The following is a 24,228-nucleotide window of genomic DNA, read 5'->3' on the forward strand; positions in this document are numbered from 1 at the left end:
CGCAGGCTCCTTCGTCGCGCCGCTACTCGATCGGCGCAGTGGGGATTCGCCAGTAGTGCCTCGACAGGCTCGACGAGCGGGGTACCCGTTCCCTGAGCCTGTCGAAGGGGCCACTGGCGGCGGCGCGCAGCGTCAGGCGCCGGTTGCGACCCGGAGGGCGAGCCAGACCGAGGTTGTGCCGACCGTCGTCCAGAGGGCGATCGCGACCGCTTGCCAGAGGAGGACCCACGCCCGCGGGGTACCGCCGGCGACCAGGATGGCCGACGTGATCTGGGTGGGGATCGCCAGCGGGCCGAGGATGCTCGCTCCCGGAACGCCGAAGCGCACGAGCCACCTGTTGAAGCGCTGGCGGCCCTTGGAGAGTGGCTTCTCGGGCTTGGATTCGGCGGCTCCGGAGGCAGCGTTCGCGTCGAACTCCGACTCGTGGACCGTGGCGATGCTCGTGGTCGGAACACCCGCCGTCGAAGAGCCGACCCCGTCGCGGCCCGCGCGCATCCGCTTCGCCGAAGCCGAAGCCGAAGCCGACGCACGAGTACGAGCCGCCCGACGGTCGACGACCGCGGTGCGGGCCCGCGAGCTCAGCAGCACGACAAGCAGCACGCACAGAAAGTTGCCCGTCGCACCGGCGATCGCGGCAAGAATTGGATTGACTCCGCCGATCACGCCGATGATGGCGGCGAGCTCGCCCTCGACGAAGGGAACGGCTCCGGCGAGCACGAGGATGAGTGGTTGGAGGAACTCGGGCACCTGGGCGACGAGGTCTTGAAAATTGCTGACGAGCTGTTCGATGGGGTTCATGAGGGTCAGTAGAAACCGTGTTCCCGCCACAGGGTCAAGCGCCCTTGACCCTGTGGTGGGAACAGGGTGTCTCATGTCGTCATGACACAGAAAACGTATGAACCCGAAGCAAGGGCTTCGGACACACGACGTCCCCGCATGCTGCGCCGACCCTTCGAGATCATCGGCGCGAACAAGCGCGCCTACCTCGCCATCAACCTGATGGCCTACGGCCTGGTGGTCGCCGGTTTCATTGTAGGAATCGTGTTCCCCGACCTCAGTCGCGCGCAGGCGCAGACGCAGCAGACCGACGGAACGGCTGATCTGGTCACCTCCCTCCTCAGCAACCCCTGGCTGTTCGCGGTGGTCATCTTCGCCGTCAACATCGGAAGGCTCAGCGCGCTCACGATCGTGCTGCCCTCGCTCGTCGTGCCCTTCCTGGGCCTGCCGCTGTTCGCATACTGGTCGTTCATGACCGGAGTCACCATCGCCCCGACGACCGACATGGCGTGGGTGGCCCTCATCCCGCATTCCCTGACGGTCGTGATCGAGCTGCAGGACTACATCCTGCTTCTGCTCGGCGTCTATCTGCTCGGCCGGTCGTGGCTGTGGCCGCGCACCGCCGGCGTGACCACCCACCGTCGGGGCTACCTGCGCGGCCTGCGGATGCTGGGCTGGCTCGCCCTGCCTGCCGTAGTGCTGCTCGTGATCGGCGCGCTCTACGAATCGTTCTCGCTGCTCTACCTCGTGCACCCGCTGTCGCTGTGGCTGCTGTGAACCGGCGAGATGCCGTGACGGCGGCGCCGATGTTTGACAGTGTGGGGTGCACAGGCATCTCGATCGCTGCGCACACCACCGCGACACCGAGAACCGAAGGGAGCATGCGACATGCCGTGGAGCACCCGTGAAGTGGCCGACCTCGCCGGAACGACCGTGAACACCGTGCGGCACTACCACCGCATCGGCCTGCTCGACGAGCCCGTGCGCATGTCGAACGGCTACAAGCAATACCAGGTCGCCCACCTCGTGCGGCTGCTGCAGATCAGGCGGCTGCGCGACCTCGGGGTTCCGCTCGACCAGATCGAGCAGGTGGGCTTCGGTACAGACTCGCCGGCGGATGCCCTCCGCGCGATAGACGCGGACCTCGCGTCGAGCATCGAACGGCTCCAACGCGCCCGCGCGGAGGTGCGCGCCATCCTCGACGGCTCCTCCGTCACGGGCGTGCCGGCCGGATTCGAGAATGTCGCAGCGAAGCTCACGAAGCCCGAGCAGTCGCTCATGCTGATCTACAACCAGCTCTACGACGACCGTGCGATGTCCGACCTTCGCCAGATGGCCGAGGTCGATCCGGATGCCGTCGACGAGGAATTCGAGAACCTGGCGCCGGACGCGGACGAGCCCACGCGCATCCGGTTGGCGGAGCATTTCGGCCCGGTGTTCGCGAAGCTCTTCGTCGAGTACCCCTGGCTGGTGACGCCCGGAGCGCACCTGACGAAAGGTTCGCACGTCGTTCGCGAAACGATCGATGAGTCGGTGCGCGTGACCTACAACGCCGCCCAGCTCGAGGTGATGGCCCGTGCCGGAGTCATCGCCCTCGAACTCGCCAAGGAGCACAACGACTGACAACGCAATTAGCTGTCACCCGTTCAACAGGATGTTTCGATTCAGGCTCGGCGTTTCTGCGTCGTCGCGGCGGCGTGTTGGACTGTTTGTCCTGTAGTACGGATCGCGCCCTGCTTAGTCAGCTCAGGTCGTCGGGCGGCAGCAGGCGGCCGCCTCCGAGGTACACCATCTCCTCGGCCTCGGCGCGCCGCCTGCGGGTCACCGACATGAACATGGCGACCCCGACGCCCACGAGGGCCAGCCCGCTCACCAGGATCCCGATTCTCGTGAACAGCGGCAGCTCACTGTCGACGAGCGCGACGATTCCGATGATGATCATGACCGCACCGACCACGCTCCAGATGCCCGCCCCTGCGGAGCGCAGCCTCCAGGCCTGCTCCGTCCACGCCAGCAGAAACGGCGTCGGCATGCCGCGCTCGCGCTCGTTGCCGTCGCGCAGCGCCATCCATCTGCGGGCGAGATCGCGCCGGCCCCGCACATCGGCGTCGGCCGCGGCGCACCAGCCGAGAACGAGCGGGATCGACAGCAGAATGGCGCTCACGACCACCAGCAGCACCACGTCTTCGGCGGTCGCGTCGAGGATTCTCGAGCTGATCGCGTCGAGCACGAGAGACACCGCGACCACCCCGACGCCCACCCCGATGCAGCCGATGAGCAGGCGCAGCAGCAGGCGGCGCAGACGACCCGTGCGTGCCAGATGCGAGGCCAGAAGGTCGGTGGCCTCCGCGTCGTCGTTCTCCCGCGCGCGCTCGAGGCGGTCGGCCTTGACCATGGCGATAAGGGCCCGGATGCCGCCACGCGGCCGCCGGGTCGCCGATGCGGCGGGCTCGCGCGACCCTGCGGTTCCGCCGGCACCCGACGGGAAAGGGGAGTCCGCTGCCTCTGCGGCGTCGATCAGGCCCCGCAGTTCGATCAGCAGGGTCTCCCGTCCGACGCGCGACTTCCCTCCGCCCTCCGTCAGCGACACCGCCGCGGCACGCTGCCGCTCGGTGAGCGCGGGAGGGCCGGCCGCCTCGCGGCCGTGGCCGATGCGCACGGGCCGCGCCGCGGCATCCGGAACCTCGAGCGGAAGGCCGCCGACGAACGCGGCCAGACTGCGCAGGCCCTGCGCATCCAGGCCCTTCATCGGGCGGCCCCGAACGAGCACGCGGGCGGTGGCGCCGTCGGTCGAGGTGAAGCGGTAGACGATGTAGTCGGTGCCGTTCGGTGCCGACGAGACCGAGCGCCAGGCCTCGGTGATCGTGTCGACGGGCGCGGTGCGGCGGCGGAACGAGAGGGTTCCGCGGCGCATCGAGGCTGTGCTTTCGGCGGGGCTGAACTCGATCACGGCGTAGGCGAGGGTGACTCCGATCGCGAGGCCGCCGCCGAAGATGAGCCAGACAGCGAGCACTCCGAGGGGCCAGCTCCAATCACCGGCGCCGAGGGTGGAGAAGAAGAGGGACGCGGGTGCCCCGAGGGCCGCGGCCACGCCGAGAGAGGCCTCCGCGATGAGGCGCAGGTTCTGGATGCCCGGGTGCCGCCCGATGCGCACGGTGTCGTCGGCGGGCGCGGGCATGGGTCAACGCTCGCAGAAACTTTCGCGTTGGTCGAGTAGGCCGAGGTCGGGGGATTCTCTCTTCAACAGGACGGTTCGAGTGAGGGGCGGCGTTTCGTCGTGGCTGGCGCGGCGTGTCGGGCGATGTGTCCTGTAATGCGGGACGGGGTCTACTCGTCGAGGGCGTCGAGCTGGTTCAGGGCCTCGTTCGCTCGGGCGATTCTGTCTTTCTCGGGGGAGTCCCACCAGTAGGGACCGCGCTCGCCGAGGCCGTGCTTCGCCAGGCCGACGCGCGTTCGGGAGGCGGCGACGGCGGCCGCAACCGCCTCCTCGTCGCCGGCGGACTTCGCCGCGCGCACGCCGGAGCGGCCCCGCCCGAGGTGCGACTTCAGTAGGGCGACTACGGATTCATCGAGAACGGGGTCTGTGCGACGCCACTTGCGGCCATTGATGACCAACCAGCGATCGTCGTCGACAGACCCCGTCTCGGACATGTGCGTGAGACGCGCGGCGTTAGGCCGCGATCAGCTCAGGCTGGCCGGTCCACGATCCCGACGGGTTCTCCACGGGAGTCCCATCCGGCTCGGTTCCGGTCTCGGGGTCGATCTCGTCGGGCTTCGGGGTGTGCTCGGGGCGAGGGTCACTCATCGTCTGCACCTCCGCCCGATGCCGTGTCTTCGCCGCTCTCGGGCTGGCTTCCGTCAGACCCCGAGCCATCGGGCAACTCGTCGGCATCCGGCTTCTTGGATTCGTTCGTCGTCATGTGTGCTCCTTTCCACACGCGACGTTACGCCTGCGCACCGACTCGGCGTCAGGGGTTGACGCTGCGTGCGCGAATCCGGCGTACGGCCGGCCGGCCGGCCCCGAACTCAGCGCGACAGCAGAACTCAGCGCGACAGCAGCGCCCTCGCGCAGCGCCTCACGAGCGCGCGGTCTGTCGTGAGTGCGAACTCGTAGAGCCCCTCGCGGTGGCGGGTCGGGTCGATCTCCCGAGCGGTGAGTGCCGCGGCGTAGTCCGCGGTCAGCAGAATGACGTCCCATTCGGCGGCGAGCGGGTCGTCGTCTGCCACGACCACACTGCGGGCCGGATGCGGAAGACCCGCAGACGCGCCCGTCGAGTAGGCCGTCAACAGGCATCCGGAACCGACCAGGGCCTCGTAGCGGATTCGAGTCGCGGGCGTGATGTTGTCTTCGGCTTGGAAGGTCGCGAGCAGCACGGCGGAATCGCCGCCTGCCCCGGCGCGCTCCTCGAGGAATGCGCTGACCTGCAGGAGCAGCGCGCGGTCGCCCAGCTTGACCGGAGCCGCCCGCGAGACCACATCGAAGGGGGTCGTGCCGCTCGGTTCGTCGGCGACGTCGAGGGCGTGGCGCCCGCGCGTTGGACGTAGGCGGGCGATTCCGGGGGCCTCGTCTGTCGTCTCGGCCGCCTTGCCGTAGTGCCAGCCCTGGGCGAGGGATGCGCCGAACGCACGCGCGCGGGTGATGTGCGCGGGCGTCTCGACGCCCTCGGCCAGAATGATCGCGCCGCTCCTCTCGGCATAGCCCGCGATCGCGGTCATCGTCATCGCCGCGATGCGGTCCGGCTGCCGACGGATGAGGTTCATGTCGAGCTTCACGATCTCGGGTGCGAGCAGCGGAAGAAGCGCGAGAGACGCGGGCTCTGCGCCCAGGTCGTCGATTGCGATGAGGTGCCCCGCAGCTCGCAGTGTCGCGGCGGCGGCCAGGAGCGATCCCGGGTCGGTGGTCAGCGCGCGCTCGGTGATCTCTACGACGAGCGGCGGAGCGCCGATGAGAGCCGGTGGCACGCGGCCGTTTGCCAGGCTGGCCGGCTCCACGTTCACGAAGACGGAGTGCGGCGCATCGAGGCCCTGAGTCTCGATGGCACGCAGCGCGGAATCGAGAAAGGCGGAGTCGAGCTGTGCCGCCGTGTCGTCTCGGTACGCATCGCGGAGCAACCGATCCGGAGGCACGGGCGAGTCATCGGAGAACGCGCGGCTCAGTGCCTCATAGGCCACGACGATTCCTGAATCGATGTCGACCACAGGCTGGAAGTTGGTTACGAGACGGTCGAAACCGAGAGTCTGCATGTGCCCATTAACGCAGTGAGGTGGCCCGGTGCCTAGTCGGGCTTGACATCTCGCGCTCAGAGCGAACGCACGCGACCGGCGCGGTCACCCGGCCATAGGGTCTCAATCACTCCTCTTCGAAAGGCTCACACTATGGAACTGCTCTTCGTGCACGGCGCCCTCGTTCGCGACGGAGCGTGGTGGTGGCAGCCTGCAGCCGACCTGCTCGAGCGGCGCACGGGCATCCGGAGTCGCGCCGTGGCGCTGCCGTCGGTCGGCGAAGGCGCGGCCGATGGTCTCTCGGATGCCGCCGGCGGGCTCGTCGCCGATGCCGCCGCATTGCGCCGCGAGCTCGACACCGTCGACGAGGCGATCGTGGTGGGACACTCCTACGGCGGAACCGTGATCGCGGAGGCCGGCGCGCACCCCGCCGTTCGCCATCTGCTCTACATCTCGTCGTACCTGCCCGACATCGGCCAGGCGCAGGGCATGATCATGAGCGGCGAGCCCGACCCCGTGTCGATCGGCGACAACGGCGACGGCACGCTCAGCGTCTCGGGCTACGACGCGACGTCGTTCGGCGCGCGGTTCCTGCAGGATGCCGACGGCGAGACCCAGCGCGAGGCCTGGTCGCGCGTCACGGCCCAGGACGCGACGGCGTTCATGACTCCGACGACGGCGGCCGGATGGCAGGGAGTCGACTCGACGTACCTCGTGTGCGGCGAGGATCGCAGCACCTCGCTCGAGCTGCAGCGCTTCCACGCGGCGCGGGCCACTCGCGCGGTCGAGCTGCCGACGGGGCACCACCCGTTCATCACGCGCCCAGACCTGGTGGTCGACGCGCTGGCGGCGCTGACCGAGTAGGCCGACTCCCTCTCCTGCGCAGATCGAGTAGGCCGCCCGCGGCCGTATCGAGATCCGGCCGGGTGGTCTCGATACGCCGTGCTCGTCCCTCGCGCGGCTACTCGACCGGCGCCGAAAAGGGAGGAACGGGCGGAGAACAGCGCATTCGAGCCGCATACGTCGTCGGTTGAACGGAACTCCGCCCATTCCGCCGCGGTACCGAGATCCGGATGGGGCCGGGCACACTGGAGGTATGACGAACATTCTCGGGATCGATGTCGCCGCCGAACTGCAGCAGGTCGAGAAGCACTGGACTCCTCGGGTCGTCGGCCGCGTCAACGACCAGTACATCAAGGTGGCGAAGCTGCTCGGCGAGCTGATGTGGCACGCGCACGACCAGGAGGACGAGATGTTTCTCGTGGTCTCGGGGCGGCTTCGCATCCAATTGGAGGGCGACGAGGAGGTCGTGCTCGACCCGGGGCAGTTCTACGTCGTTCCGCGCGGGGTGCGGCACAACCCCGTGGCCGAGGAGGAGGTCGAGATCGTACTCATCGAGACGGTGACGACCGCGCATACGGGCGACGTCGTGTCGGACAGGTCGGTTCCGATCGACCAGCAGCTCGGCACGTTCAGCTGAGGCGGGCTTGGGCTGATCGAGTAGGCCGCCTGCGGCCGTATCGAGATGCGGGCCGGGTGGTCGCGATACGCCGTGCTCGTTCCTCGCGCGGCTACTCGACCGGCGCAACGGACGGAGATGTCGACCCACCGACCGCCTCTGGGCGACGGTATGCAGGAATCTCCGCCCGTTCGACGCGGCGCGTGAGGCGGGTACTCGCAGTGCCTCCCGCGGCGCGGCGCAGCGGGGTTAGCGTGGAGTCATGACCGACGCCCGAGACGAAGTGCGCGAGTTCCTCAGCTCGCGTCGCGCGCGCATCACGCCCGAGCAGGCCGGCCTGCCCGTCTACGGCGGCAACCGCCGGGTCAGCGGCCTGCGCCGCGAAGAGGTCGCGATGCTCACCGGAGTCTCGGTCGACTACTACGTGCGCCTCGAGCGCGGAAATCTCGCCGGCGCATCCGAGAGCGTTCTCGACTCGTTGGCCCGCACCCTGCAGCTCGACGACGCCGAGCGCGACCACCTCTTCGATCTGGCCCGCAACGCCGGCCCGTCGCGCAAGCCCCGCGCGGTGCCGGCCGAGGTGCGGCCCGCCGTGCGGCAGGTGCTCGACGCGATGGCGGATGCCCCGGCCTGGGTTCGCAACGGACGTCACGACATCCTGGCCGCCAACCGCATGGGCCGCGCGCTCTACGCGCCGGTGTTCGACGACCCGCATCGGCCGGTGAACACCACGCGCTTCACCTACCTGAACCCGGCGGCGAAGGAGTTCTGGCGCGACTACGACAAGATCACCTTCGACGCCGCCGCGATGCTGCGCCTCGAAGCAGGGCGCGCTCCGCACGACGAGGCGCTCATCCGGCTGATCGGCGAGCTGTCGACGCAGAGCGAACTGTTCCGGCAGCGCTGGGCCTCGCGCGACGTCATGTACCACCGCAGCGGAGTGAAGCGCCTGCACCATCCGATCGTGGGCGATCTCGACCTCAACTTCGAGTCGATGGAGCTGCCCAGCGAACCCGGCCTGGTCATGAACGTCTACACGGCCCCGGCCGGCTCGCCCACCGCCGAGCGACTCACGCTGCTGGCCTCGTGGGCGGCGACGCAGGATGCGACGGACGCGGCGGCTGTCGACGCCACAATTCATCCCTTCGGATGAGTTCTCGGGCGGTCCTGGTCCTCCGTGTGGATAAGACTGGAAGACGTCGGAACGAACGGCATCGGAAACGCTTGTCGCCGGTGATGCGCGGCTCCTAGCGTCTAGCTCTGTCGGCACGTGACGAGCTTCGTTCCATTCCGCCGGCCCAAAGCAAGGAGAACGACATGGATCACTCGAACGACACTCTCGCTTCGAAAAATCATGGCTCGGGATCGGCCTTCCGCCGCGTCGGGGCGACGGTCGCGGTGGCCTGTGCCATCACCGGTTCGATCATGGGGCTCGGGGCAATGGGCGCCCTCGCAACGCCGGGCAGCTCGCCCGCGGTGGTGACGGCATCCGACGACGCGACGCCGACGCCGGCCTTCGATCCGACGACGAAGGTGACCTACACCGAGGCCGACCTGGCCGCCTTCGCAGCATCGCCGTACGCCGGCGATGCGCTCAACCTCGCGGCCATCTGGGGAACCGACACCGAGTGGGCGGCGGGGAAGGCCGGCTCCAAGATCCAGGCCGGTATCGCCTTGCCCTTCGCCCCCGGGGAGTCCTCGAGCGTCGACTACTCGACAGACCAGAAGCTTCTCGCCCTGCAGTCGCAAGTCGATTTCACCGAGATCATGCAGCTTGCCGCCGCCTGGGACTCCGACGATCTGCTCAGCGCCAAGGTCGAGTTGGGTGCCCTGCTGCTCGCTCATCAGCCGCTGCCGGCCGTGCCGACCTCGTTCTCCGACGAAGAGAAGGAAAACGCGTTCGGCCTGTGGGGGTACACCGACGCAGAGGCGGTCAAGCTCGCCGGCCTCTGGCAGACCGACACGCACAGCGCGATCCTGCGGGCCGGAACCGACATTCTCGCGGGTAACGACCTGCCCCTGTGACGACCGTCCTGACCGAGCGCATCGGCTTCGAAATAGAACTGCTCGCCCCGGCGGGCGCGGATCGGCGAACCCTCGCCGACCGCGTCAGTCGGGAGCAGGGCGGCAGCGTCGGCCGGTTCTTCCACACGGATTCCGAACCGTCGCTCGTTCCCGGCATGGGGCACTTCTGGCATCTGACCCCCGGGTTCACGGCCCGAGACGAGTCGGGCCAGCCCCTCGCATCGTTCGTCGACGACATCACGATCGTCGACGACCTCCGGCGCGAACTGCCGATGCCGAGAGCCGCAGTGATGCCGGGTCGCCACGCGGCCGATCCGCGCGGCGGCCCCGACAGACACTCCTACCGGATTCTCTCCGATGACGGCCGTTTGCTACGTCTGGTCGCCGACCGCACGCATCCGGACACGCCGTTCGGCCGGGTGCTCGACGACGTCGCCGTTCTCTTCGGCACGTCGGTCGAGACGGTCGGTGCCGTGCGCCGACTGCGAGATAGGGCCGGCGCGAGCATCGCCATGGCGACGACTCTGGCCGCCGGCCGAGAGCGCCCGACCGAGATCGTCACGCCGCCGCTGACCCGAGATCACGAAGCGGCGCTCGAAACACTGCTTCGTCCGGCCCGAGAACTCGGGTTCACGGTGCCCGTCGAGGCCGCCGTGCACCTGCACTTCGATGGGGCGCCCTACCGTTCCGTCGAGGCGTTCTCCAACCTGGTGCGCCTGTTCGGGCATTGGCGCGACGCACTTCATGTCGCGCTCGCCACCAACCTCGCGTGCACCCGGCTGCGGGCTCTCCCTCCGGCGCTCCTCGATCTCGTCGAGATGCGGGAGGAGGTCGACGTCTCCGAGTCCGAACGCTGGAGCCGTCTGCAGGCGGCCGCCAAGGCTACCGGCCTGACCAAGTACTTCGACATCAACCTCACAGCCCTGCTCACCGACAAGCCGCCGCGCGACACGGTGGAAGTGCGGATCTTGCCCGGTGCGCTCGACGCGACCGACATCATCCGTCGCGCCGCGTTCGTCGAAGCCCTGCTCGCCCGGTGCAGGCAGGCGGATCCGATTCCCCGGCCGGCCCACGCCGACCCGGTCGCTGCCGCCGAAGAGCTGCGGGAGCTCGTCGCACTCACGCCGTCGAACGAGAGTGCGGCGGCGCGGTGATGACAGGTCTGAACACACGCCTCCGGATGTTCCTGACGGCCCCGCAGCGGCGTCGGCTCGTCATCATCGGCGCCGTCGGCATCGCGTACCTTATCGGCCTGGCGGTTGCATTGCGCTTCGAGTGGTACCCGCAGGGGCTCCCGGGGTACATCTATCTCGGCGTTGTCGCGATCGTCGGCGCCGCGACCACGCGCCGGTGGCCTGTGGAGACCCTGGTGCTGGTGACCGCGTTCACGGCCTACACGACGCTCGCCCCGCTGCCGATCGAGCTCTATGGTCTGTATCTGGGCGCACCGCAGGCCCTCGTGCCGCTCGCGATCGTCGCGTTCATCATGATCTCGGACGACGGCCCCGTGGTCGCGCCCGCCGCCACATTCGGCACCCTCGCCGTCCTCACCATCCTGCCGTGGCGTGACATCGTCGGCATTCTCCTCGACGCCCGGCCACTCAGCGAAGCCCTGCTGCTCGACAGCGGTGAAGACCGATCGGTGCTGCTGGCCGAACTGGTCGCGTGCGTTCTCGTCGTCGTCTTCGCGCTCATGCTGCGTCGGCAGCGCCGGGCGGCCGTCGAGCTCGCCGCCAAGAATCGCGAGCTCATGCAGCTTCGTGCGGTCGAGGTCGCCCGCATCGCCGAGCAGGAGCGCACACGTATCGCTCGCGACATGCACGACGAGGTCGCCCACCACGTCGCTGCCCTCGTCATCCGAGCCCAGGCGGCGCTGCGGGTCGCCGAGGACCAGCCCGAGCAGCTCGCGCAGGCCGTGCGTGACATCGCCGAGGGCGGGCAGGATGTGCTGGCGCGCATCCGAACCGTCGTGCGCGTTCTGAAGTCCACGCCGGTGAGAGACGGAGCGGCAATGCTGTCGCTGGCCGACGAGCTCGAGGTGATCTTCGACCGGGTGCGCTCTATCGGTTACGACGTCGACGACACCATCCGAGTTGGCGACGACGTTCCACCGGTGCAGGCGACGGCGGTCATCCGAGTCGTGCAGGAATCCATCACCAATGTCATGCTGCACTCCGCGGCAGGCTCCCTGCGGGTCGTCGTTGCGGAGCATCCGGTGTACTGGTCGGTGAATGTGACCGATCCGGGGCCCGCCCGAGAGCGCTTTCCCGAGATGTTAGACGGCGGATCCGGGCTGATGGCCCTGCGGGCTCGCCTGGCGGAACTCGGCGGCCGGCTCACGACAGGAGAGGATGGTCGAGGCTGGGCCGTCGTCGCGGAGATTCCCCGCGGGTCGGCGGCAGTGAGACCACGAGAGAAGACGCCATGACCATTCGTGTGATCGTCGCCGACGACCAGCCGATAGCCCGCGTCGGCATCGCCGCCATGCTCGACGCCGAAGACGACATCGACGTGGTGGGTCAGAGCGCAGATGGCGAAGACGCCGTCCGCGATGCCCTCGCGCTGCGTCCTGACGTGGTCGTCACCGACATCCGGATGCCGCGGCTCGACGGCATCTCGGCGACCCGACGCATCCTGGCCGAGATCGCGTGCGCCGTCGTGCTCATCACGACGTTCGACGACGACGAGTATCTCTTCGACGGAATCGCGGCGGGCGCATCCGGGTTCCTGCTCAAGGACTCGGGCCCCGACCTGCTCGCGGCGGCCGTGAGATCGGCATCGCGAGGAGACTCGCTGATCGACCCCGCCATGACCCGGGCGCTGATCGAGCAGAGGGTCGCTCCCGGTCGGCCGGATGACGCGGCGCACACGCCTCTGCCCGAGCAGATCGCGCTGCTCGACGAGTTGAGCGAGAGGGAACGCGTCGTGCTCGCAGCGGTCGCCCGCGGCCTCAGCAACGGTGACATCGCCGCAGAGCTCTGGGTCAGCGTTCCGACGGTCAAGTCGCACATCTCGAGCGTGCTCGCGAAGACGCGAACCCGCACGCGGGTTCAGGCGGCGGTCTTCGCCTACGAGACCGGCTTCATGAAACCGGGCTCGTAAGGCGCGGCTGCTCCGCGTCTTCTGCTCTAGTCGTCGTCAGCGTACGTCGGGTGTTGCCACTTCGGGTCAACCGAACTGGCAACACCCGACGCGCAGGTTGCGCGAAGTGGCAACTCGCGAGGCGAGCAGGGTGCTCGACCGTGAGGTGAGTGTCACTTCTCGCGCGATGGCTCGGCCGAGAACACCTCTCGGGCGACCTCGATGGCGGACATCGCCTTGGGCCAGCCCGCGTAGAACGCGAGGTGGATGATCGTCTCGACGAGTTCCTCGCGGCCGAGGCCGTTGGTGCGGCCGATCGGGAGGTGCGAGCGCAGCTGCTCGAACGCGCCGCTCGTGATGAGCGCGGAGATCGTGACGAGGCTGCGGTCGCGCTTGGCCAGGGCCTGGCGCTCCCACACGTCTCCGAAGAGAACGTCGTCGGTGAGCTCCGCGAGCTTCGGCGCGATGTCTCCGACGAGGCGCTGCGCGGCGGACTGCGGAGCAGGCGTCTGTGAAGTGTCTGTCATCAGAACGTCACCATGACCTTCAACGCCTCACGGGCATCCATCGCGGCGTAGCCGGCGGGCACCTCGTCGATCGCCACCCGGCGGTCGAAGACGCGGCCGGGGTCGATCTCGCCGTTCAGAACCTGCTGGATGGCGGGCTCCAGGTAGGCGCGAACGGGGGCGGGGCCGCCGGTGAGCGTGGCGTTCTTGCCGAACAGCGAGCCGAAGCCCACGGGTGCGTCCTCGTACTGCGGAACGCCGACGCGCGAGATGACTCCGCCGGGGCGCACGATCCCGTACGCCTGCTCGTAGGCGGGCATGTGGCCGACTGCCTCGAGCACGATGTGGCTGCCCTCGCCGTTCGTCAGCTGCATGACCTTCGCGATGCCCTCCTCGCCGCGCTCGGCGACGACGTCGGTGGCTCCGAACTCGACGCCGAGATCGGTGCGCGAGGTGTGCCGGCCCATGAGGATGATGCGCTCGGCGCCCAGCTGCCGAGAGGCGAGAACGGCCGAGAGCCCGACGGCTCCGTCGCCGATCACGGTCACGGTCTTGCCCGCCTCGACGCGGCCCATGTGGGCGGCGTGGTACCCGGTGAGGTAGACGTCGGAGAGGGAGAGAAGCGAGGCAAGCAGGGCCTCGTCGGCGGTCGACGCATCCGCCCCTGCCACGCGCACGAGGCTGCCGTCGGCCTGCGGAACCCGGGCCAGCTCGGCCTGCAACCCGGCCGTCTCGGCGGTGGCGTAGAAGCCGCCGTGAACGCACGAGGTCTGCACGCCGTCGCGGCAGAACGCGCAGGTGTTGTCTTGGAAGGCGAAGGGCGCGACGACGAAGTCGCCGACCTTGACGAGTGCAACGGCCGACCCGACCTCCTCGACGATGCCGATCATCTCGTGGCCCATCGACTGGCCGCGCTCGGAGGCGGGCATGGAGTGGTACGGGTGCAGGTCCGATCCGCAGATGCAGGCTCTGACGACGCGAACGATGGCGTCGGTGGGCTGCTGGATGACGGGATCTGCGACGGTCTCGATGCGAACGTCGCCCGCTCCGTACATGAATGTGGCCTTCATGGGGCTCCTTCTGATCGGGGTCTGGGGGAGGCCCGGCGTCGGGCCCGAATACAGTCAACTCCTCGTTGTCTCGTGCGCGGGAGGGTCTGGTGAAACGGGTAATGGCAGACCCTCCCGCCCCCGCATCCGGCCGGCGTAGCGTCGCCGACATGCAGATCGAACCCCAGAAGCCCAGCGTCAAGAACCCGCCCGAGCAGTTCGCCGGAGACGTCTGGCTCGACGTCGTCGCGGCACCGCACACCGACGACCAGCGGATGACCGTGGCGATCGTGAAATTCGCCCCCGGTGCGCGAACGGCGTGGCATTCGCATGCCCGCGGACAGTACCTGCGCGTGACCCAGGGCGTCGCACGCTTCGGCGACCGGGCCGGGAACATCCATGAGGTGCACCCCGGGCAGACGATCTACACGCCGCCGGGCGAGGAGCACTTCCACGCGGCATCGGGCGACACGTTCATGGAGCACATCGCGATGCTCGAGGCCGGCGACGACCCGGCGACCACGACCACCTGGCTAGAGCACATCACGGATGCGGAGTTCAACGGCACGAAGTAGTCGAGCATCCGCGCCTTTTCGGTGCATCCGCTGCCGGACGACCGGGCGCGGATGAGCCGAACAGGCGCGGATACGCGTCGCGCCCCTAGCGGGAGGTGAGTTCTGCGCGGAGGATGTCGGCGCCCGCCGCGAGGGCACTCATCTTGCCCAGAGCCACATCCCTCGCCAACGGTGCCATTCCGCAGTTCGTGCTGGGAATGAGCTTGTCCGCGTCGACGAACGCGAGCGCCTTGCGCAGAGTGTCGGCGACCTCTTCGGGGGTCTCGATCTCCGAGCTCGCCACGTCGATCGCTCCGAGCATGACCTTCTTGCCTCGGATGAGCTCGATGAGGTCCATCGGCACATGGGAGTGCTGGCATTCCAGCGAGACGATGTCGATCGACGACTGCTGCAGCAGGGGAAACGATTTCTCGTACTGTCGCCATTCGGCGCCGAGGGTCGCTTTCCAGTCGTTGTTCGCCTTGATGCCGTAGCCGTAACAGATGTGCACGGCCGTCTGTGCGCGCAGTCCCTCGGCTGCTCGCTCCAGCGTGGCCACGCCCCAGTCCTGAACCTCGTCGTGGAAGACGTTGAAGGCGGGCTCGTCGAACTGGATGATGTCGACTCCTGCCGCCTCGAGTTCTCTCGCCTCCTCGTTGAGGATCGTCGCGAACTCCCACGCCAGCTTCTCTCGGCTCTTGTAGTGGCGGTCGTAGAGGGTGTCGATCATGGTCATCGGGCCGGGAAGAGCCCACTTGATCGGCTGATCGGTCTGCTGGCGGAGGAAACGGGCGTCGTCGACGAACACCGGCTTCTCGCGGCTCACCGCCCCGACGACGGTGGGCACGCTGGCGTCGTAACGGTCACGGATCCTCACCGTCTCGCGCTGGGAGAAGTCGACGCCGCTCAGGTGTTCGATGAACGTCGTGACGAAGTGCTGGCGGGTCTGCTCGCCGTCGCTGACGATGTCGATGCCCCGCCGGTGCTGCTCGTGGAGTGCGACGCTCAGCGCATCCTGTTTGCCCTCGACCAGGCGGTCACCCTGCAACGTCCAGGGAGACCAGAGGGTCTCCGGCTCCGCGAGCCAGGACGGCTTGGGGAGGCTGCCGGCGATCGTCGTGGGGAGGAGAGTGTTCATGGTCGTCGATTCGTCGTGGGTCATCGGGCGGGTGCGGGGTAGTTGGCGGCCCAGTGCTGCAGCACGCGTCCGTGCGGCTTCACGAAGTGCTCTTCGGTGAACCTGCCCTGCGTGACCGCGAGACGACTGCGCTCCTCGCGGTCGTAGTCGATCTCGGTGCGGGAGTAGTCCTGCTGATCGAGCGTCGGCCGGTAGATGCTCGCCGCGGCGGAGTTCGCGTTGTAGATCTCGGGCCGATAGATCTTTTGGAACGTCTCCATCGTGCTGATCGTGCCGATCAGCTGCAGAGCCGAGTAATCGTTGAGCAGGTCGCCGCGAAAGTAGAACGCGAGCGGCGCCACGCTGCCCGGCGGCATGAAGTAGCGAACCGTCAGTCCCATGCGACCGAAGTAGTCGTCGGTCAGGGAGTAGTCGTTCTGCTGGTACTCGACGCCGAGGATCGGGTGGTGATTCTCGAGCCGGCGGTAGGTCTTGCTGGTCGAGACGCTGATGCAGATGACCGGCGGCTTGGGGAAGCGCTCCTGATACGCGGCCGAGTCGAGAAAGTGCTGGAACAGCTTGCCGTGCAGAGCGCCGAAGTCGTCGGGCAGGGTGAACTCCGTGGCGCCCTCGTTGGCCGCCGGCAGGAGCACGCTGAAGTCGAAGTCGCGCAGGTACGACGAGAAGTTGTTGCCGACGATGCCCTGGTGCCGAACACCGGTCTGCTGGTCGTTCACGTGGATGTCGAGCACCTCGAGCAGGGGGAACTCCCGGAACTCGCCTCCGTCGGTGAACTGCAACTCGACGGTCACGATCTCGAGTTCGACGACGTAGCGGTCTGCCGTGGGGTTGTCCCAGTGCGCGAGGGCGTTGAATCGGTGGTTGATCATCGTCAGGGCGTTGCGCAGGTTCTGCTGGCGGTGCTCGCCTCGGGCCAGATTGGCGAAGTTGGTCGTGGCCCGGGATTCCTCCGACGGCGTGTAGTCCTCGTCGAAGGGCGTGGTGGAGATGCTGAACGTGAACTCGTTCGCCATGAGTGGCCAATCCAGTGGGGGTGATCGGCCTGGTCGGCCGTGTGGAAGTCGTTGTGTTCATCGTGCCCGCGTGAACGGGCTATCGGGTAATTCAAGAGTTTTATGCTGCCCTATAGGCTCTCCCTATGGTTCGACAGACAAGCGGTGTCACCCTTCAGCAGCTCTACTACTTCATCGAGGTCGCCGCGGAGGGCTCCATCACTGCGGCGGCCGAGATCCTGTTCGTGGCCCAGCCGACCATGTCGGCGGCGATGAAGGATCTCGAGACCAGGGTGGGCCGCTCGCTGCTCCTCCGTTCCGCCCGAGGCGTCTCGCTCACCACCGATGGCGCGGAGTTCCTCGGATACGCCCGCCAGGTGGTCGAGCAGGTCGCGCTCCTCGAACAGCGTTACCTCGGTCGGCCGCCCCTTCGGAGGCTGCTCGGTGTGTCGACCCAGCACTACTCGTTCGCGGTCGACGCTTTCGTGCGCATGGTCAGGGGCACCGAGGCGTCCGAATACGAGTTCTCCCTGCGCGAGACGCGCACCTGGGACATCATCGAAGACGTGCGCACGCTCCGCAGCGAGCTGGGCATCCTGTATCGCAACGACTTCAACCGCAACGTCATCGACAAGCTTCTGCGGGATTCCGGGTTGATCTTCCGTCCGCTCTTTCTCGCCGAGCCGCACATCTTCATCTCTCGCAAGAATCCCCTCGCCAAGAAGCGCCGCGCGACCCTCGCCGATCTCGCCGACCTGCCGCGGCTGACCTTCGACCAGGGCAACAACAACTCCTTCTACTTCGCAGAGGAGATCCTGTCGACGCTGTCGAGCAAGCGGGAGATCCGAGTGTCTGACCGTGCGACGATTTTCAACCTCATGATCGGGCTCAACGGCTACACGATCTCGACGGGCATCATCAGCGACGACCTCGACCCGGAGATCGTCGCCGTGCCGCTCGACGTCGACGAACAGATCGAGATCGGCTGGATCGGCCACTCCGCGATCCCTCTGACGGAACAAGGGCAGCGCTACCTCTCCGAGGTGCGGGCCGTCGTCGCCGACTTCGGCGTGGAGCTTGTCGGCTGACGTCACTCGCTCTCGAGAAGTGATTGAAGTGCGGAGAATGGCCGCTTCACCCGTGACCGAAGCGGCCATTCTCCGCCCCTCAATGCGGTGAGAGCGCCGCGCGCACCGGCTGGCGCAGCACCGTCTTGAGCTTCTCGGGTGCGGTTCGGCGGGCGTCGTTCAGGTAGATCTCGTGGTGCAGCCCGGCGAACGTCAGCCCGTTCTGCGGCATGTACTCGTCGTGCAACCGCGCCAGCGTCGGCCCCTCGTCGTCGTACGACCCGACGTGCAGAATCTGGATGCTGCGCCCCTCGTCGAGCGTGATCAGTCGCGTCAACAACAGGGCCGGGTTGGGCTTCTTCGCAGCGGCAGCCTTGAGGGCGGCGGCCACGTCGTCGGCGGTGATCCACTCGGGCTGGTTGATCAGCGCGGTCCACTGCCATGAGGTCTTGTCGCGCGAAACGAACGCGCTCGGATCGTCGGCGGTCCAGAGGGCTTCGAGCGGGGCGACCACGTAGTCGCGGCCCCGGGCCTTGCTCGCGAACTTCAGCGTGTACGAGGTGGAGAACAGCGCCTCGATGGCGGCCGCGTAGGCGGGAGCCGTGTTCGGGTCGCCGGCGCCCTCGACGGCGAGGTACTGAAGGGGCGGCACGACCACGTCGCTGAATGCCTTCGACGAGGGGGAGTAGAGGGCGGGGTGCTCCTTCTTCACGTCGTACTTCATACCTCGGAGAGTAGTCCCGCGTCGGTGATCTCGATACGCCGGCTGCTTCGTCGCGCGGCTACTCGATCGGCGCACAGGCGACAGATGTCGGCCAAAAAGGTTAGGGTTGGTGAGGTTAGGCGTTCCTAACTTCGACTCATTCCACTCCACACCGCATAGGTCCTTCATGCCCACCACACGCGCCCTCAGCGGCGAGCAACTGGTGCTGCGCTACGGCAACGACGCGGTGATCGACGGGGTATCCATGACGCTCGAACCGGGTCGCGTGACCGCGCTCGTCGGGCCGAACGGAAGCGGCAAGTCGACACTTCTGCGCTCGCTGGCCCGGCTGCATCCGGTTGGCGAGGGCGACGTGACCCTGGGAGCCCGCGACGGGCATCCGGAACGTGCCGTCTCGATGCTGAGTGCCCGCCAGTTCGCTCGCGAAGTGACCCTCTTCTCGCAGTCGCGGCCCGCGCCGCAGGGGCTCTCGGTCGCCGAGGTCGTGGCCTTCGGCCGCCATCCGTACCGTCGCGGATTCGCCGGGCTCTCGCCCGCCGACCGCACGGCCATCGACAGCGCACTGCGGGCCACGGGTGTGCTCGACATGAAAGACCGCCCGGTCGGTGAGCTCTCAGGCGGTGAGGTGCAGCGCGTCTGGCTCGCGGCCTGCATCGCGCAGGAGACCGGCGTCGTGCTTCTCGACGAACCCACCAACCACCTCGACCTGCGCTATCAGATCGAGACGCTCGACCTCGTGCGCGACCTCGTCGACGACCACGGCGTGGCCGTGGGCGTCGTGCTGCACGACCTCGATCACGCGGCCCGCATCGCCGACACCCTCCTGCTCCTGTCGGCCGGGCGCATCCACGCCGCAGGCGACCCGCGCGAGGTGCTGACCACCCGGAACATCAGCGAGGTCTACGAGATCGCCGTCGAGGTCACGCTCGACGAACGCACGAACCGGCTGCGCATCGATCCCGTCGGCCGCCATGCGGCGCGCACACCCGACCCAGCCCCGACCCCCACCCGAGAGGACCGTTCATGATCCGCCCCCGTTCCATCGCGACCGCAGCTGCAACGCTCGCCATCGCCGCCCTCGCCCTCACCGGCTGCGGCACGACCACCGTCGACGACAGCGGCGCACCTGTTGCCGAGGCCACCTCCGACGCCTGCGCATCCGACACCACGGCCACGTCGACCGGGCCTGTCTCGCTGACAGACGGCGTCGGCCGCACGGTCGAGCTCGACAAGCCCGCCGAGCGCATCGCCGTTCTCGAATGGCAGCAGATCGAGGATGCCCTCACCCTGTGCGTCGCGCCCGTCGCGGTCTCCGACTCGGCCGGGTACGCCACCTACGTGAGCGCCGAGACGCTGCCCGAGGGAGTCGTCGACCTGGGCACGCGCGGAGAGCCCGACCTCGACGCGCTGTACGCCACGAACCCCGACCTGATCATCATCGAGGCGTTCAGCGCCGACGACGAGCTGATCGGCACGCTCGAGGAGCGCGGCGTTCCCGTGCTGGCCACCATCGGAGCCGACGGGGCAGACCCGATAGGCAACATGAAGACCGTGTTCTCGATGATCGCCGAGGCCACCGGGCGCGAAGACCGCGCCGAGCAGGTGCTCGACGAGTTCGACGCTCACCTCGCCGACGCCAAGACCGAGGTCTCGTCCGTCGCCCTGCCGACCACCGACTTCCTCTTCTTCGACGGCTGGGTCGAAGGCGGCAACGTCGTCATCCGCCCCTACGGACAGGGCGCCCTCTTTACCGCTCTCGGCGAGCAGCTCGGCCTGACCTCGGCCTGGACCGACGAGATCGACGAGGCCTACGGAAGCGGAGGAGTCGACCCGGCCTACGGCCTCGGCCAGACCGACATCGAGGGCCTCACCGCCGTCGGCACCGCGAACCTCTTCTACTCGGCCGACGAGGGCGCAGACGGCTATGTGTCCGAGTTCGAGAAGAGCCCGATCTGGAGCTCGCTGCCCGCCGTCACGGAGGGCCGCGCGCACGCGTTCCCGTCGGGCGTCTGGGGAGCCGGCGGCCCGCTGTCGAACCAGCAGGCCATCGACGCCTACGTCGACATCATCACGCAGCAGGGTTGAGCACCGCCGTCCGGGTAGCGCGCGCGAGGCCCTCCGGCGGCCTGCGCGGCGTCGCTGGCGGGGTGGCCACACTGGCCGCCCTGCTGCTCGCCGTCGTGGTCGTCGGGCTCTGGCATGTCACGCAGGGAACCTCCGGCGTCGACATGTGGGGTCTCGTGCGGCTGCTCGGCGGCGCACAGGAGACCGTGGGCGGTGTGCCGGTCGGCGATGTTCTGACCGGCTCCCGCCTGCCGCGCCTCTTCGCGGGCGTCGCGGTGGGCTTCGCGCTCGGCGTGGCCGGCGTGCTGCTGCAGTCGATCAGCCGCAACGCGCTCGCCTCGCCCGACACCCTCGCGGTCACGGCCGGCTCCTACTTCGCGCTCACCGCAGTGGCCGCGTTCGGACTCTCCGTTCCCCCGTGGGCGTCGAGCGGAGTCGCCTTCATCGGGGGCCTGCTCGCCGCAGCCGTCGTGCTCGGCCTCGCCGGAACATCCGCCGGCACCGGCACGACCCGGCTGATTCTCGCCGGCTCGGCCATCGCCCTGGCCCTCGATGCGGCGACCGCCATGCTGCTCATTCTCTTCAAGGAGAACACCACAGGCCTCTACGCTTGGGGCAGCGGCTCGCTCGCGCAGCTCAACATCGACGCGTCTGTGCGCGCAGCCCCGGTGATCATCGTGGCGCTCGCGGCCGCGCTGCTGCTCTCGCGGCGCCTCGACGTGCTCGGCCTGGGCGATGACGCCGCGTCGTCGCTGGGTGTGCCCATCCGGTCGACCCGCGTCGTCGCGGTGCTCTGCGCGGTACTTCTCACGGCGATCTCAGTGACGTTGGCCGGCCCGATCGCGTTCGTGGGCCTCGGCGCCCCGGTGCTGGCCCGCCTGCTCGCCTCGCGCATCCGGGTGCTGAACCGTCACCTCTTTCTCATTCCCGCCACCGGGCTCGTCGGCGCGTTGCTGATTCTGCTGGCGGATGCGACGCTCCGCGCGATCCTCGGTGCCGAGGGCGCCGCCGCGATTCCGACCGGCGTGCCCACCGCCCTGCTCGGAGCCGTCGTGATCGTGGTGCTCGCGCGCCGTCTGCGCGATTCCGGGCCGATCCGCCTGCCCCCGCAGGCCCGGGCTGGGCTGCGCTCGCACCGCCGCTATATCGTCGCGCTCGTCGTGGCCGCGGTTCTGCTCGCGGTCGCCGTCATCGTCGGCCTGCTCGCCGGCAGCCTGTGGCTGCGCACCGGCGACATCGGCCTCTGGCTGCAGGGCGTCGCCCCCGATCTCGTGGGCCGGGCGCTGGATGAGCGGCTTCCGCGCGTGGCCGCGGCGGTTCTGGCCGGTGCCGCCCTCGGGCTGGCCGGATGCGTGGTGCAGAGCACCGTGCGCAATCCGCTCGCCGAGCCGGGCATCCTGGGCATCACCGCCGGCGCAGGCCTCGGAGCGGTGATCGTGGTCACGTCTCTGGGGGGAAGCCGCCCCCTGCTCGTCGTGATGGCGGTCGTGCTCGGCCTCGCGACCTTCGCCCTGATCACGGCGCTCGCCTGGCGCGGCGGACTGCTGCCCGACCGCTTCGTGCTGATCGGCATCGGCTGCGGCTACGGAATCAGCGCCCTCACGACGTTCCTGCTGCTTCGAGCCGACCCCTACAACACCCCGCGCATCCTGACCTGGTTGTCGGGAACGACCTACGGCCGTACGCTGCCCGACGTCGCGCCCGTGGCGGTGGCGCTCGTCATCGCGATTCCGCTGCTGCTCGGCATGCGGCGTCAGCTCGACCTGCTCGCCATCGACGAGGACACCCCGCGCATCCTCGGAGTACGGCTCGAGCGCACGCGGCTCGGGGTGCTCGCGCTCGCGGCGGTGCTCGCGGCGGTCAGTGTCGTCGCGATCGGTGCTGTCGGATTCGTCGGCCTGGTCGCGCCGCACCTCGCCCGTGCGCTCGTCGGTTCGCGGCACAGTCGGGTGATACCGGTGTCGATGGTGCTCGGTGCTGTGCTCGTGTGCGTCGCCGACCTGCTCGGGCGCACGCTCATCGCGCCGGCACAGGTTCCCGCCGGGCTCATGATCGCGCTGATCGGGGCGCCCTACTTCGTGTGGCTGTTGAGGCGCTCGCGCTGATCGGCCATTTGTCGTCTCGATCGACAAACGACCTGCAGTTGACATGCGCTCATTCACACCCCACACTCGTCATATGAAGCGCTTCATCGGCGTCTTCTGCCAATCACATGAAGCGCTTCATGCGCTCGTTTCAAGGAGGAAACAATGATCACAGCACGAAGGGCTCGCAGGCGGAACCTTTCCATCGTCGCTGCAGTGGGAGTGGGCGTCATCGCCCTGACCGGCTGCTCGGGCGGCGGCGCATCCAGCTCGAAGGAATTCACCTACCTCGGGCAGACCCAGAACACGGCGATCTCGGGCACCCTCGACATCCTGGCGAAAGACCAGTGCGCGGCCGCCGAGAAGGCGGCCCCGCTGAAGGCGGATGCCATCGACGGAACGACCTGGGACCAGCAACTGCAGCTGCTCGCCGGCCAGGACGCGCTCTCCGACATGAGCATGGCCGGCGGCACGCCGTCGCTCATGCAGGAGTTCATCGACTCCGGAAAGGTGCTCAATCTCTCGGAGACGTTCGAGAAGGAGGGGCTGGAGGGCCGCGTTCTTCCCGCAGCCGAGTCGACGATCAAGGCGCTGTACGGGGGCGGCGACCTCTACGCGCTGCCGACCGAGTTCAACATCGAGGGCTTCTGGTACAACAAACAGCTTCTCGCCGACAACGGCATCGAGGCTCCGGCCACCTGGGACGACCTCGTCGACGCCGCGGCCACCCTCGACGCGAACGGCGTGCAGCCGTTCGTCGCCGCGGGCAAGGACGGTTGGCCGATCACCCGCCTCGTGGGGGATTACATCGCGCGTGACCTGGGTCCGGACGCCCTGCAGAAGGTCGCCGATGGCGACGCGTCGCTCACCGACCCCGAGTACGTGGCCGCAGCCGACGCCGTCGCGGAGCTCGGAACCGAGGGCTACTTCGGACCGGCCGCGGGATCGATCGACTACAACACCGCGCTCAACCAGTTCCTCACCGGCGGCGGAGCCTTCTTCTACATGGGCAGCTGGGCGCTCGCCGCCTTCAACGACCCGGAGCAGAACAAGATCGGGGTCGACAACATCGGCTTCGCTCCTTTCCCGGCCGTCGAGGGCGGCGCGGGCAGCATCGACCAGGTTCCCGCCAACGTGGGCATCCCGGTCATGTTCACCGAGAAGGGCTACGACGACGACGTCGCCCAGTGGCTCGACTGCGTGACCGCCAACTATGGAGACGTGGCACTGAACGAGTTCGGCCAGGTCACCGGATTCGTCGTGAACAACCCACCCGCCGACCAGCCGGCCCTCACCCAGGAGGTGCAGGACATCATCGCCGACGCTCCGAGCAGTGTGCTCTGGTTCGAGGCCGCGTTCACCCCTGAGGCGACGTCTGTCAGCCAGAAGAACGGCGGCGGGCTCGCATCGGGCACGCTCACCGGAGAGGCGTTCATGAAGCTCGTGCAGGACGCGAACAACTAACCCTCTTCACTCACCCGAAGC

The 24,228-nt window shown here is 68.3% G+C and carries 26 protein-coding genes; 15 read left to right on the plus strand and 11 right to left on the minus strand.

The genetic code is table 11. The features are described from left to right. Positions 1 to 132: 132 nt before the first annotated feature. Complete coding sequence (locus ASF06_RS13585) at positions 133 to 798, minus strand: hypothetical protein (protein ID WP_055948099.1); 666 nt, start codon at positions 796 to 798, stop codon at positions 133 to 135. A gap of 138 nt (positions 799 to 936) precedes the next feature. On the opposite strand from ASF06_RS13585, the gene ASF06_RS13590 reads away from it, so the two are divergent. Both ASF06_RS13590 and ASF06_RS13595 read left to right on the plus strand, forming a co-directional pair. Next, complete coding sequence (locus tag ASF06_RS13590; protein ID WP_200920375.1) at positions 937 to 1,554, plus strand: stage II sporulation protein M; 618 nt, start codon at positions 937 to 939, stop codon at positions 1,552 to 1,554. A 111-nt stretch (positions 1,555 to 1,665) separates the two neighbouring features. Further along, positions 1,666 to 2,400, plus strand: coding sequence for a helix-turn-helix domain-containing protein (locus ASF06_RS13595; protein WP_055948106.1), 735 nt, complete (start codon positions 1,666 to 1,668; stop codon positions 2,398 to 2,400). Between the two features lie 118 nt (positions 2,401 to 2,518). Here the strand turns inward: ASF06_RS13595 and ASF06_RS13600 are convergent, their stop codons facing one another. The 5 genes from ASF06_RS13600 to ASF06_RS13610 form a co-directional block, all read right to left on the minus strand. Beyond that, positions 2,519 to 3,955 carry a hypothetical protein gene (locus ASF06_RS13600; protein WP_055948109.1) on the minus strand — a complete coding sequence of 479 codons (1,437 nt, stop codon included), beginning with the start codon at positions 3,953 to 3,955 and terminating at the stop codon, positions 2,519 to 2,521. 149 nt (positions 3,956 to 4,104) lie between these two features. After that, positions 4,105 to 4,428 (minus strand): hypothetical protein, encoded by a 324-nt coding sequence (locus ASF06_RS13605; RefSeq protein ID WP_055948112.1) that lies wholly within the window; start codon positions 4,426 to 4,428, stop codon positions 4,105 to 4,107. A 19-nt stretch (positions 4,429 to 4,447) separates the two neighbouring features. Beyond that, positions 4,448 to 4,582, minus strand: coding sequence for a hypothetical protein (locus ASF06_RS20110; RefSeq protein WP_268750644.1), 135 nt, complete (start codon positions 4,580 to 4,582; stop codon positions 4,448 to 4,450). Next, complete coding sequence (locus ASF06_RS20115; protein WP_268750645.1) at positions 4,575 to 4,697, minus strand: hypothetical protein; 123 nt, start codon at positions 4,695 to 4,697, stop codon at positions 4,575 to 4,577. Before ASF06_RS20115 ends, ASF06_RS20110 begins: the two co-directional genes overlap by 8 nt. Before the next feature lie 124 nt (positions 4,698 to 4,821). Continuing rightward, positions 4,822 to 6,021 (minus strand): EAL domain-containing protein, encoded by a 1,200-nt coding sequence (locus ASF06_RS13610; RefSeq protein ID WP_055948115.1) that lies wholly within the window; start codon positions 6,019 to 6,021, stop codon positions 4,822 to 4,824. A gap of 132 nt (positions 6,022 to 6,153) precedes the next feature. Between ASF06_RS13610 and ASF06_RS13615 the strand changes: the two genes are divergently transcribed. The 7 genes from ASF06_RS13615 (at position 6,154) to ASF06_RS13645 (ending at position 12,586) form a co-directional block, all read left to right on the plus strand. Then, complete coding sequence (locus tag ASF06_RS13615) at positions 6,154 to 6,864, plus strand: alpha/beta hydrolase (RefSeq protein ID WP_055948118.1); 711 nt, start codon at positions 6,154 to 6,156, stop codon at positions 6,862 to 6,864. A gap of 232 nt (positions 6,865 to 7,096) precedes the next feature. Continuing rightward, positions 7,097 to 7,480 (plus strand): cupin domain-containing protein, encoded by a 384-nt coding sequence (locus ASF06_RS13620; protein WP_055948121.1) that lies wholly within the window; start codon positions 7,097 to 7,099, stop codon positions 7,478 to 7,480. A gap of 241 nt (positions 7,481 to 7,721) precedes the next feature. Next, complete coding sequence (locus ASF06_RS13625; protein WP_055948124.1) at positions 7,722 to 8,612, plus strand: helix-turn-helix transcriptional regulator; 891 nt, start codon at positions 7,722 to 7,724, stop codon at positions 8,610 to 8,612. A 164-nt stretch (positions 8,613 to 8,776) separates the two neighbouring features. Further along, a complete protein-coding gene (locus ASF06_RS13630; protein WP_055948128.1) occupies positions 8,777 to 9,484 on the plus strand; it encodes a hypothetical protein in 708 nt (235 codons plus the stop codon). Further along, entirely contained in the window at positions 9,481 to 10,638 is a 1,158-nt protein-coding gene (locus ASF06_RS13635; RefSeq protein WP_055948132.1) for an amidoligase family protein, read from the plus strand. The genes ASF06_RS13630 and ASF06_RS13635 overlap by 4 nt, the downstream gene beginning before the upstream one ends. Next, entirely contained in the window at positions 10,638 to 11,912 is a 1,275-nt protein-coding gene (locus tag ASF06_RS13640) for a sensor histidine kinase (RefSeq protein ID WP_055948134.1), read from the plus strand. Before ASF06_RS13635 ends, ASF06_RS13640 begins: the two co-directional genes overlap by 1 nt. After that, positions 11,909 to 12,586 carry a response regulator gene (locus tag ASF06_RS13645; RefSeq protein ID WP_055948136.1) on the plus strand — a complete coding sequence of 226 codons (678 nt, stop codon included), beginning with the start codon at positions 11,909 to 11,911 and terminating at the stop codon, positions 12,584 to 12,586. The genes ASF06_RS13640 and ASF06_RS13645 overlap by 4 nt, the downstream gene beginning before the upstream one ends. A 152-nt stretch (positions 12,587 to 12,738) precedes the next feature. Here ASF06_RS13645 and ASF06_RS13650 read toward each other — a convergent pair whose 3' ends face one another. Both ASF06_RS13650 and ASF06_RS13655 read right to left on the minus strand, forming a co-directional pair. Then, positions 12,739 to 13,092, minus strand: a complete 354-nt coding sequence (locus ASF06_RS13650; RefSeq protein ID WP_055948141.1) for a carboxymuconolactone decarboxylase family protein — start codon at positions 13,090 to 13,092, stop codon at positions 12,739 to 12,741. Continuing rightward, positions 13,092 to 14,141: an alcohol dehydrogenase catalytic domain-containing protein gene (locus ASF06_RS13655; RefSeq protein WP_157439213.1), complete on the minus strand. Its 1,050-nt coding sequence runs from the start codon at positions 14,139 to 14,141 to the stop codon at positions 13,092 to 13,094. The genes ASF06_RS13650 and ASF06_RS13655 overlap by 1 nt, the downstream gene beginning before the upstream one ends. A 149-nt stretch (positions 14,142 to 14,290) precedes the next feature. Between ASF06_RS13655 and ASF06_RS13660 the strand changes: the two genes are divergently transcribed. Further along, positions 14,291 to 14,695 carry a (R)-mandelonitrile lyase gene (locus ASF06_RS13660; protein WP_055948536.1) on the plus strand — a complete coding sequence of 135 codons (405 nt, stop codon included), beginning with the start codon at positions 14,291 to 14,293 and terminating at the stop codon, positions 14,693 to 14,695. 85 nt (positions 14,696 to 14,780) lie between these two features. On the opposite strand, the gene ASF06_RS13665 is transcribed toward ASF06_RS13660, so the two are convergent. Both ASF06_RS13665 and ASF06_RS13670 read right to left on the minus strand, forming a co-directional pair. Further along, positions 14,781 to 15,812 (minus strand): methionine synthase, encoded by a 1,032-nt coding sequence (locus tag ASF06_RS13665; RefSeq protein ID WP_055948143.1) that lies wholly within the window; start codon positions 15,810 to 15,812, stop codon positions 14,781 to 14,783. Positions 15,813 to 15,832: 20 nt separating this feature from the next. Next, entirely contained in the window at positions 15,833 to 16,825 is a 993-nt protein-coding gene (locus ASF06_RS13670) for a DUF1852 domain-containing protein (protein WP_055948146.1), read from the minus strand. 125 nt (positions 16,826 to 16,950) lie between these two features. On the opposite strand from ASF06_RS13670, the gene ASF06_RS13675 reads away from it, so the two are divergent. Further along, on the plus strand, positions 16,951 to 17,892 hold the full coding sequence (locus ASF06_RS13675; protein WP_055948150.1) for a LysR family transcriptional regulator: 942 nt from the start codon (positions 16,951 to 16,953) through the stop codon (positions 17,890 to 17,892). Positions 17,893 to 17,971: 79 nt separating this feature from the next. Here ASF06_RS13675 and ASF06_RS13680 read toward each other — a convergent pair whose 3' ends face one another. Beyond that, complete coding sequence (locus ASF06_RS13680; RefSeq protein WP_055948153.1) at positions 17,972 to 18,595, minus strand: GyrI-like domain-containing protein; 624 nt, start codon at positions 18,593 to 18,595, stop codon at positions 17,972 to 17,974. 166 nt (positions 18,596 to 18,761) lie between these two features. Between ASF06_RS13680 and ASF06_RS13685 the strand changes: the two genes are divergently transcribed. The 4 genes from ASF06_RS13685 to ASF06_RS13700 all read left to right on the plus strand — a co-directional run bounded on the left by ASF06_RS13685 (position 18,762) and on the right by ASF06_RS13700 (position 24,207). Continuing rightward, positions 18,762 to 19,622, plus strand: coding sequence for an ABC transporter ATP-binding protein (locus tag ASF06_RS13685; protein ID WP_055948156.1), 861 nt, complete (start codon positions 18,762 to 18,764; stop codon positions 19,620 to 19,622). After that, positions 19,619 to 20,680 carry an iron-siderophore ABC transporter substrate-binding protein gene (locus ASF06_RS13690; protein ID WP_055948159.1) on the plus strand — a complete coding sequence of 354 codons (1,062 nt, stop codon included), beginning with the start codon at positions 19,619 to 19,621 and terminating at the stop codon, positions 20,678 to 20,680. The genes ASF06_RS13685 and ASF06_RS13690 overlap by 4 nt, the downstream gene beginning before the upstream one ends. Continuing rightward, entirely contained in the window at positions 20,677 to 22,764 is a 2,088-nt protein-coding gene (locus tag ASF06_RS13695; RefSeq protein ID WP_055948162.1) for an iron ABC transporter permease, read from the plus strand. Before ASF06_RS13690 ends, ASF06_RS13695 begins: the two co-directional genes overlap by 4 nt. Positions 22,765 to 22,908: 144 nt before the next feature. Next, positions 22,909 to 24,207 (plus strand): ABC transporter substrate-binding protein, encoded by a 1,299-nt coding sequence (locus tag ASF06_RS13700; protein WP_055948165.1) that lies wholly within the window; start codon positions 22,909 to 22,911, stop codon positions 24,205 to 24,207. Positions 24,208 to 24,228: the final 21 nt, after the last annotated feature.

The organism is Agreia sp. Leaf244 (genome assembly GCF_001422695.1).
Lineage (GTDB): Bacteria > Actinomycetota > Actinomycetes > Actinomycetales > Microbacteriaceae > Agreia.

Excerpts from the sequence above, each read along its gene's own strand:
- ASF06_RS13685 (WP_055948156.1), top strand. The coding sequence starts at position 18,762 with ATGCCCACCACACGCGCCCTCAGCGGCGAGCAACTGGTGCTGCGCTAC.
- ASF06_RS13690 (WP_055948159.1), top strand. The coding sequence starts at position 19,619 with ATGATCCGCCCCCGTTCCATCGCGACCGCAGCTGCAACGCTCGCCATC.
- ASF06_RS13655 (WP_157439213.1), bottom strand. The coding sequence starts at position 14,141 with ATGAAGGCCACATTCATGTACGGAGCGGGCGACGTTCGCATCGAGACC.
- ASF06_RS13645 (WP_055948136.1), top strand. The coding sequence starts at position 11,909 with ATGACCATTCGTGTGATCGTCGCCGACGACCAGCCGATAGCCCGCGTC.
- ASF06_RS20110 (WP_268750644.1), bottom strand. The coding sequence starts at position 4,582 with ATGAGTGACCCTCGCCCCGAGCACACCCCGAAGCCCGACGAGATCGAC.
- ASF06_RS13630 (WP_055948128.1), top strand. The coding sequence starts at position 8,777 with ATGGATCACTCGAACGACACTCTCGCTTCGAAAAATCATGGCTCGGGA.
- ASF06_RS13605 (WP_055948112.1), bottom strand. The coding sequence starts at position 4,428 with ATGTCCGAGACGGGGTCTGTCGACGACGATCGCTGGTTGGTCATCAAT.
- ASF06_RS13595 (WP_055948106.1), top strand. The coding sequence starts at position 1,666 with ATGCCGTGGAGCACCCGTGAAGTGGCCGACCTCGCCGGAACGACCGTG.
- ASF06_RS13620 (WP_055948121.1), top strand. The coding sequence starts at position 7,097 with ATGACGAACATTCTCGGGATCGATGTCGCCGCCGAACTGCAGCAGGTC.
- ASF06_RS13610 (WP_055948115.1), bottom strand. The coding sequence starts at position 6,021 with ATGCAGACTCTCGGTTTCGACCGTCTCGTAACCAACTTCCAGCCTGTG.
- ASF06_RS13625 (WP_055948124.1), top strand. The coding sequence starts at position 7,722 with ATGACCGACGCCCGAGACGAAGTGCGCGAGTTCCTCAGCTCGCGTCGC.
- ASF06_RS13600 (WP_055948109.1), bottom strand. The coding sequence starts at position 3,955 with ATGCCCGCGCCCGCCGACGACACCGTGCGCATCGGGCGGCACCCGGGC.
- ASF06_RS13665 (WP_055948143.1), bottom strand. The coding sequence starts at position 15,812 with ATGAACACTCTCCTCCCCACGACGATCGCCGGCAGCCTCCCCAAGCCG.
- ASF06_RS13650 (WP_055948141.1), bottom strand. The coding sequence starts at position 13,092 with ATGACAGACACTTCACAGACGCCTGCTCCGCAGTCCGCCGCGCAGCGC.
- ASF06_RS13590 (WP_200920375.1), top strand. The coding sequence starts at position 937 with ATGCTGCGCCGACCCTTCGAGATCATCGGCGCGAACAAGCGCGCCTAC.
- ASF06_RS20115 (WP_268750645.1), bottom strand. The coding sequence starts at position 4,697 with ATGACGACGAACGAATCCAAGAAGCCGGATGCCGACGAGTTGCCCGAT.
- ASF06_RS13700 (WP_055948165.1), top strand. The coding sequence starts at position 22,909 with ATGATCACAGCACGAAGGGCTCGCAGGCGGAACCTTTCCATCGTCGCT.
- ASF06_RS13640 (WP_055948134.1), top strand. The coding sequence starts at position 10,638 with ATGACAGGTCTGAACACACGCCTCCGGATGTTCCTGACGGCCCCGCAG.
- ASF06_RS13675 (WP_055948150.1), top strand. The coding sequence starts at position 16,951 with ATGGTTCGACAGACAAGCGGTGTCACCCTTCAGCAGCTCTACTACTTC.
- ASF06_RS13585 (WP_055948099.1), bottom strand. The coding sequence starts at position 798 with ATGAACCCCATCGAACAGCTCGTCAGCAATTTTCAAGACCTCGTCGCC.
- ASF06_RS13670 (WP_055948146.1), bottom strand. The coding sequence starts at position 16,825 with ATGGCGAACGAGTTCACGTTCAGCATCTCCACCACGCCCTTCGACGAG.
- ASF06_RS13680 (WP_055948153.1), bottom strand. The coding sequence starts at position 18,595 with ATGAAGTACGACGTGAAGAAGGAGCACCCCGCCCTCTACTCCCCCTCG.
- ASF06_RS13660 (WP_055948536.1), top strand. The coding sequence starts at position 14,291 with ATGCAGATCGAACCCCAGAAGCCCAGCGTCAAGAACCCGCCCGAGCAG.
- ASF06_RS13615 (WP_055948118.1), top strand. The coding sequence starts at position 6,154 with ATGGAACTGCTCTTCGTGCACGGCGCCCTCGTTCGCGACGGAGCGTGG.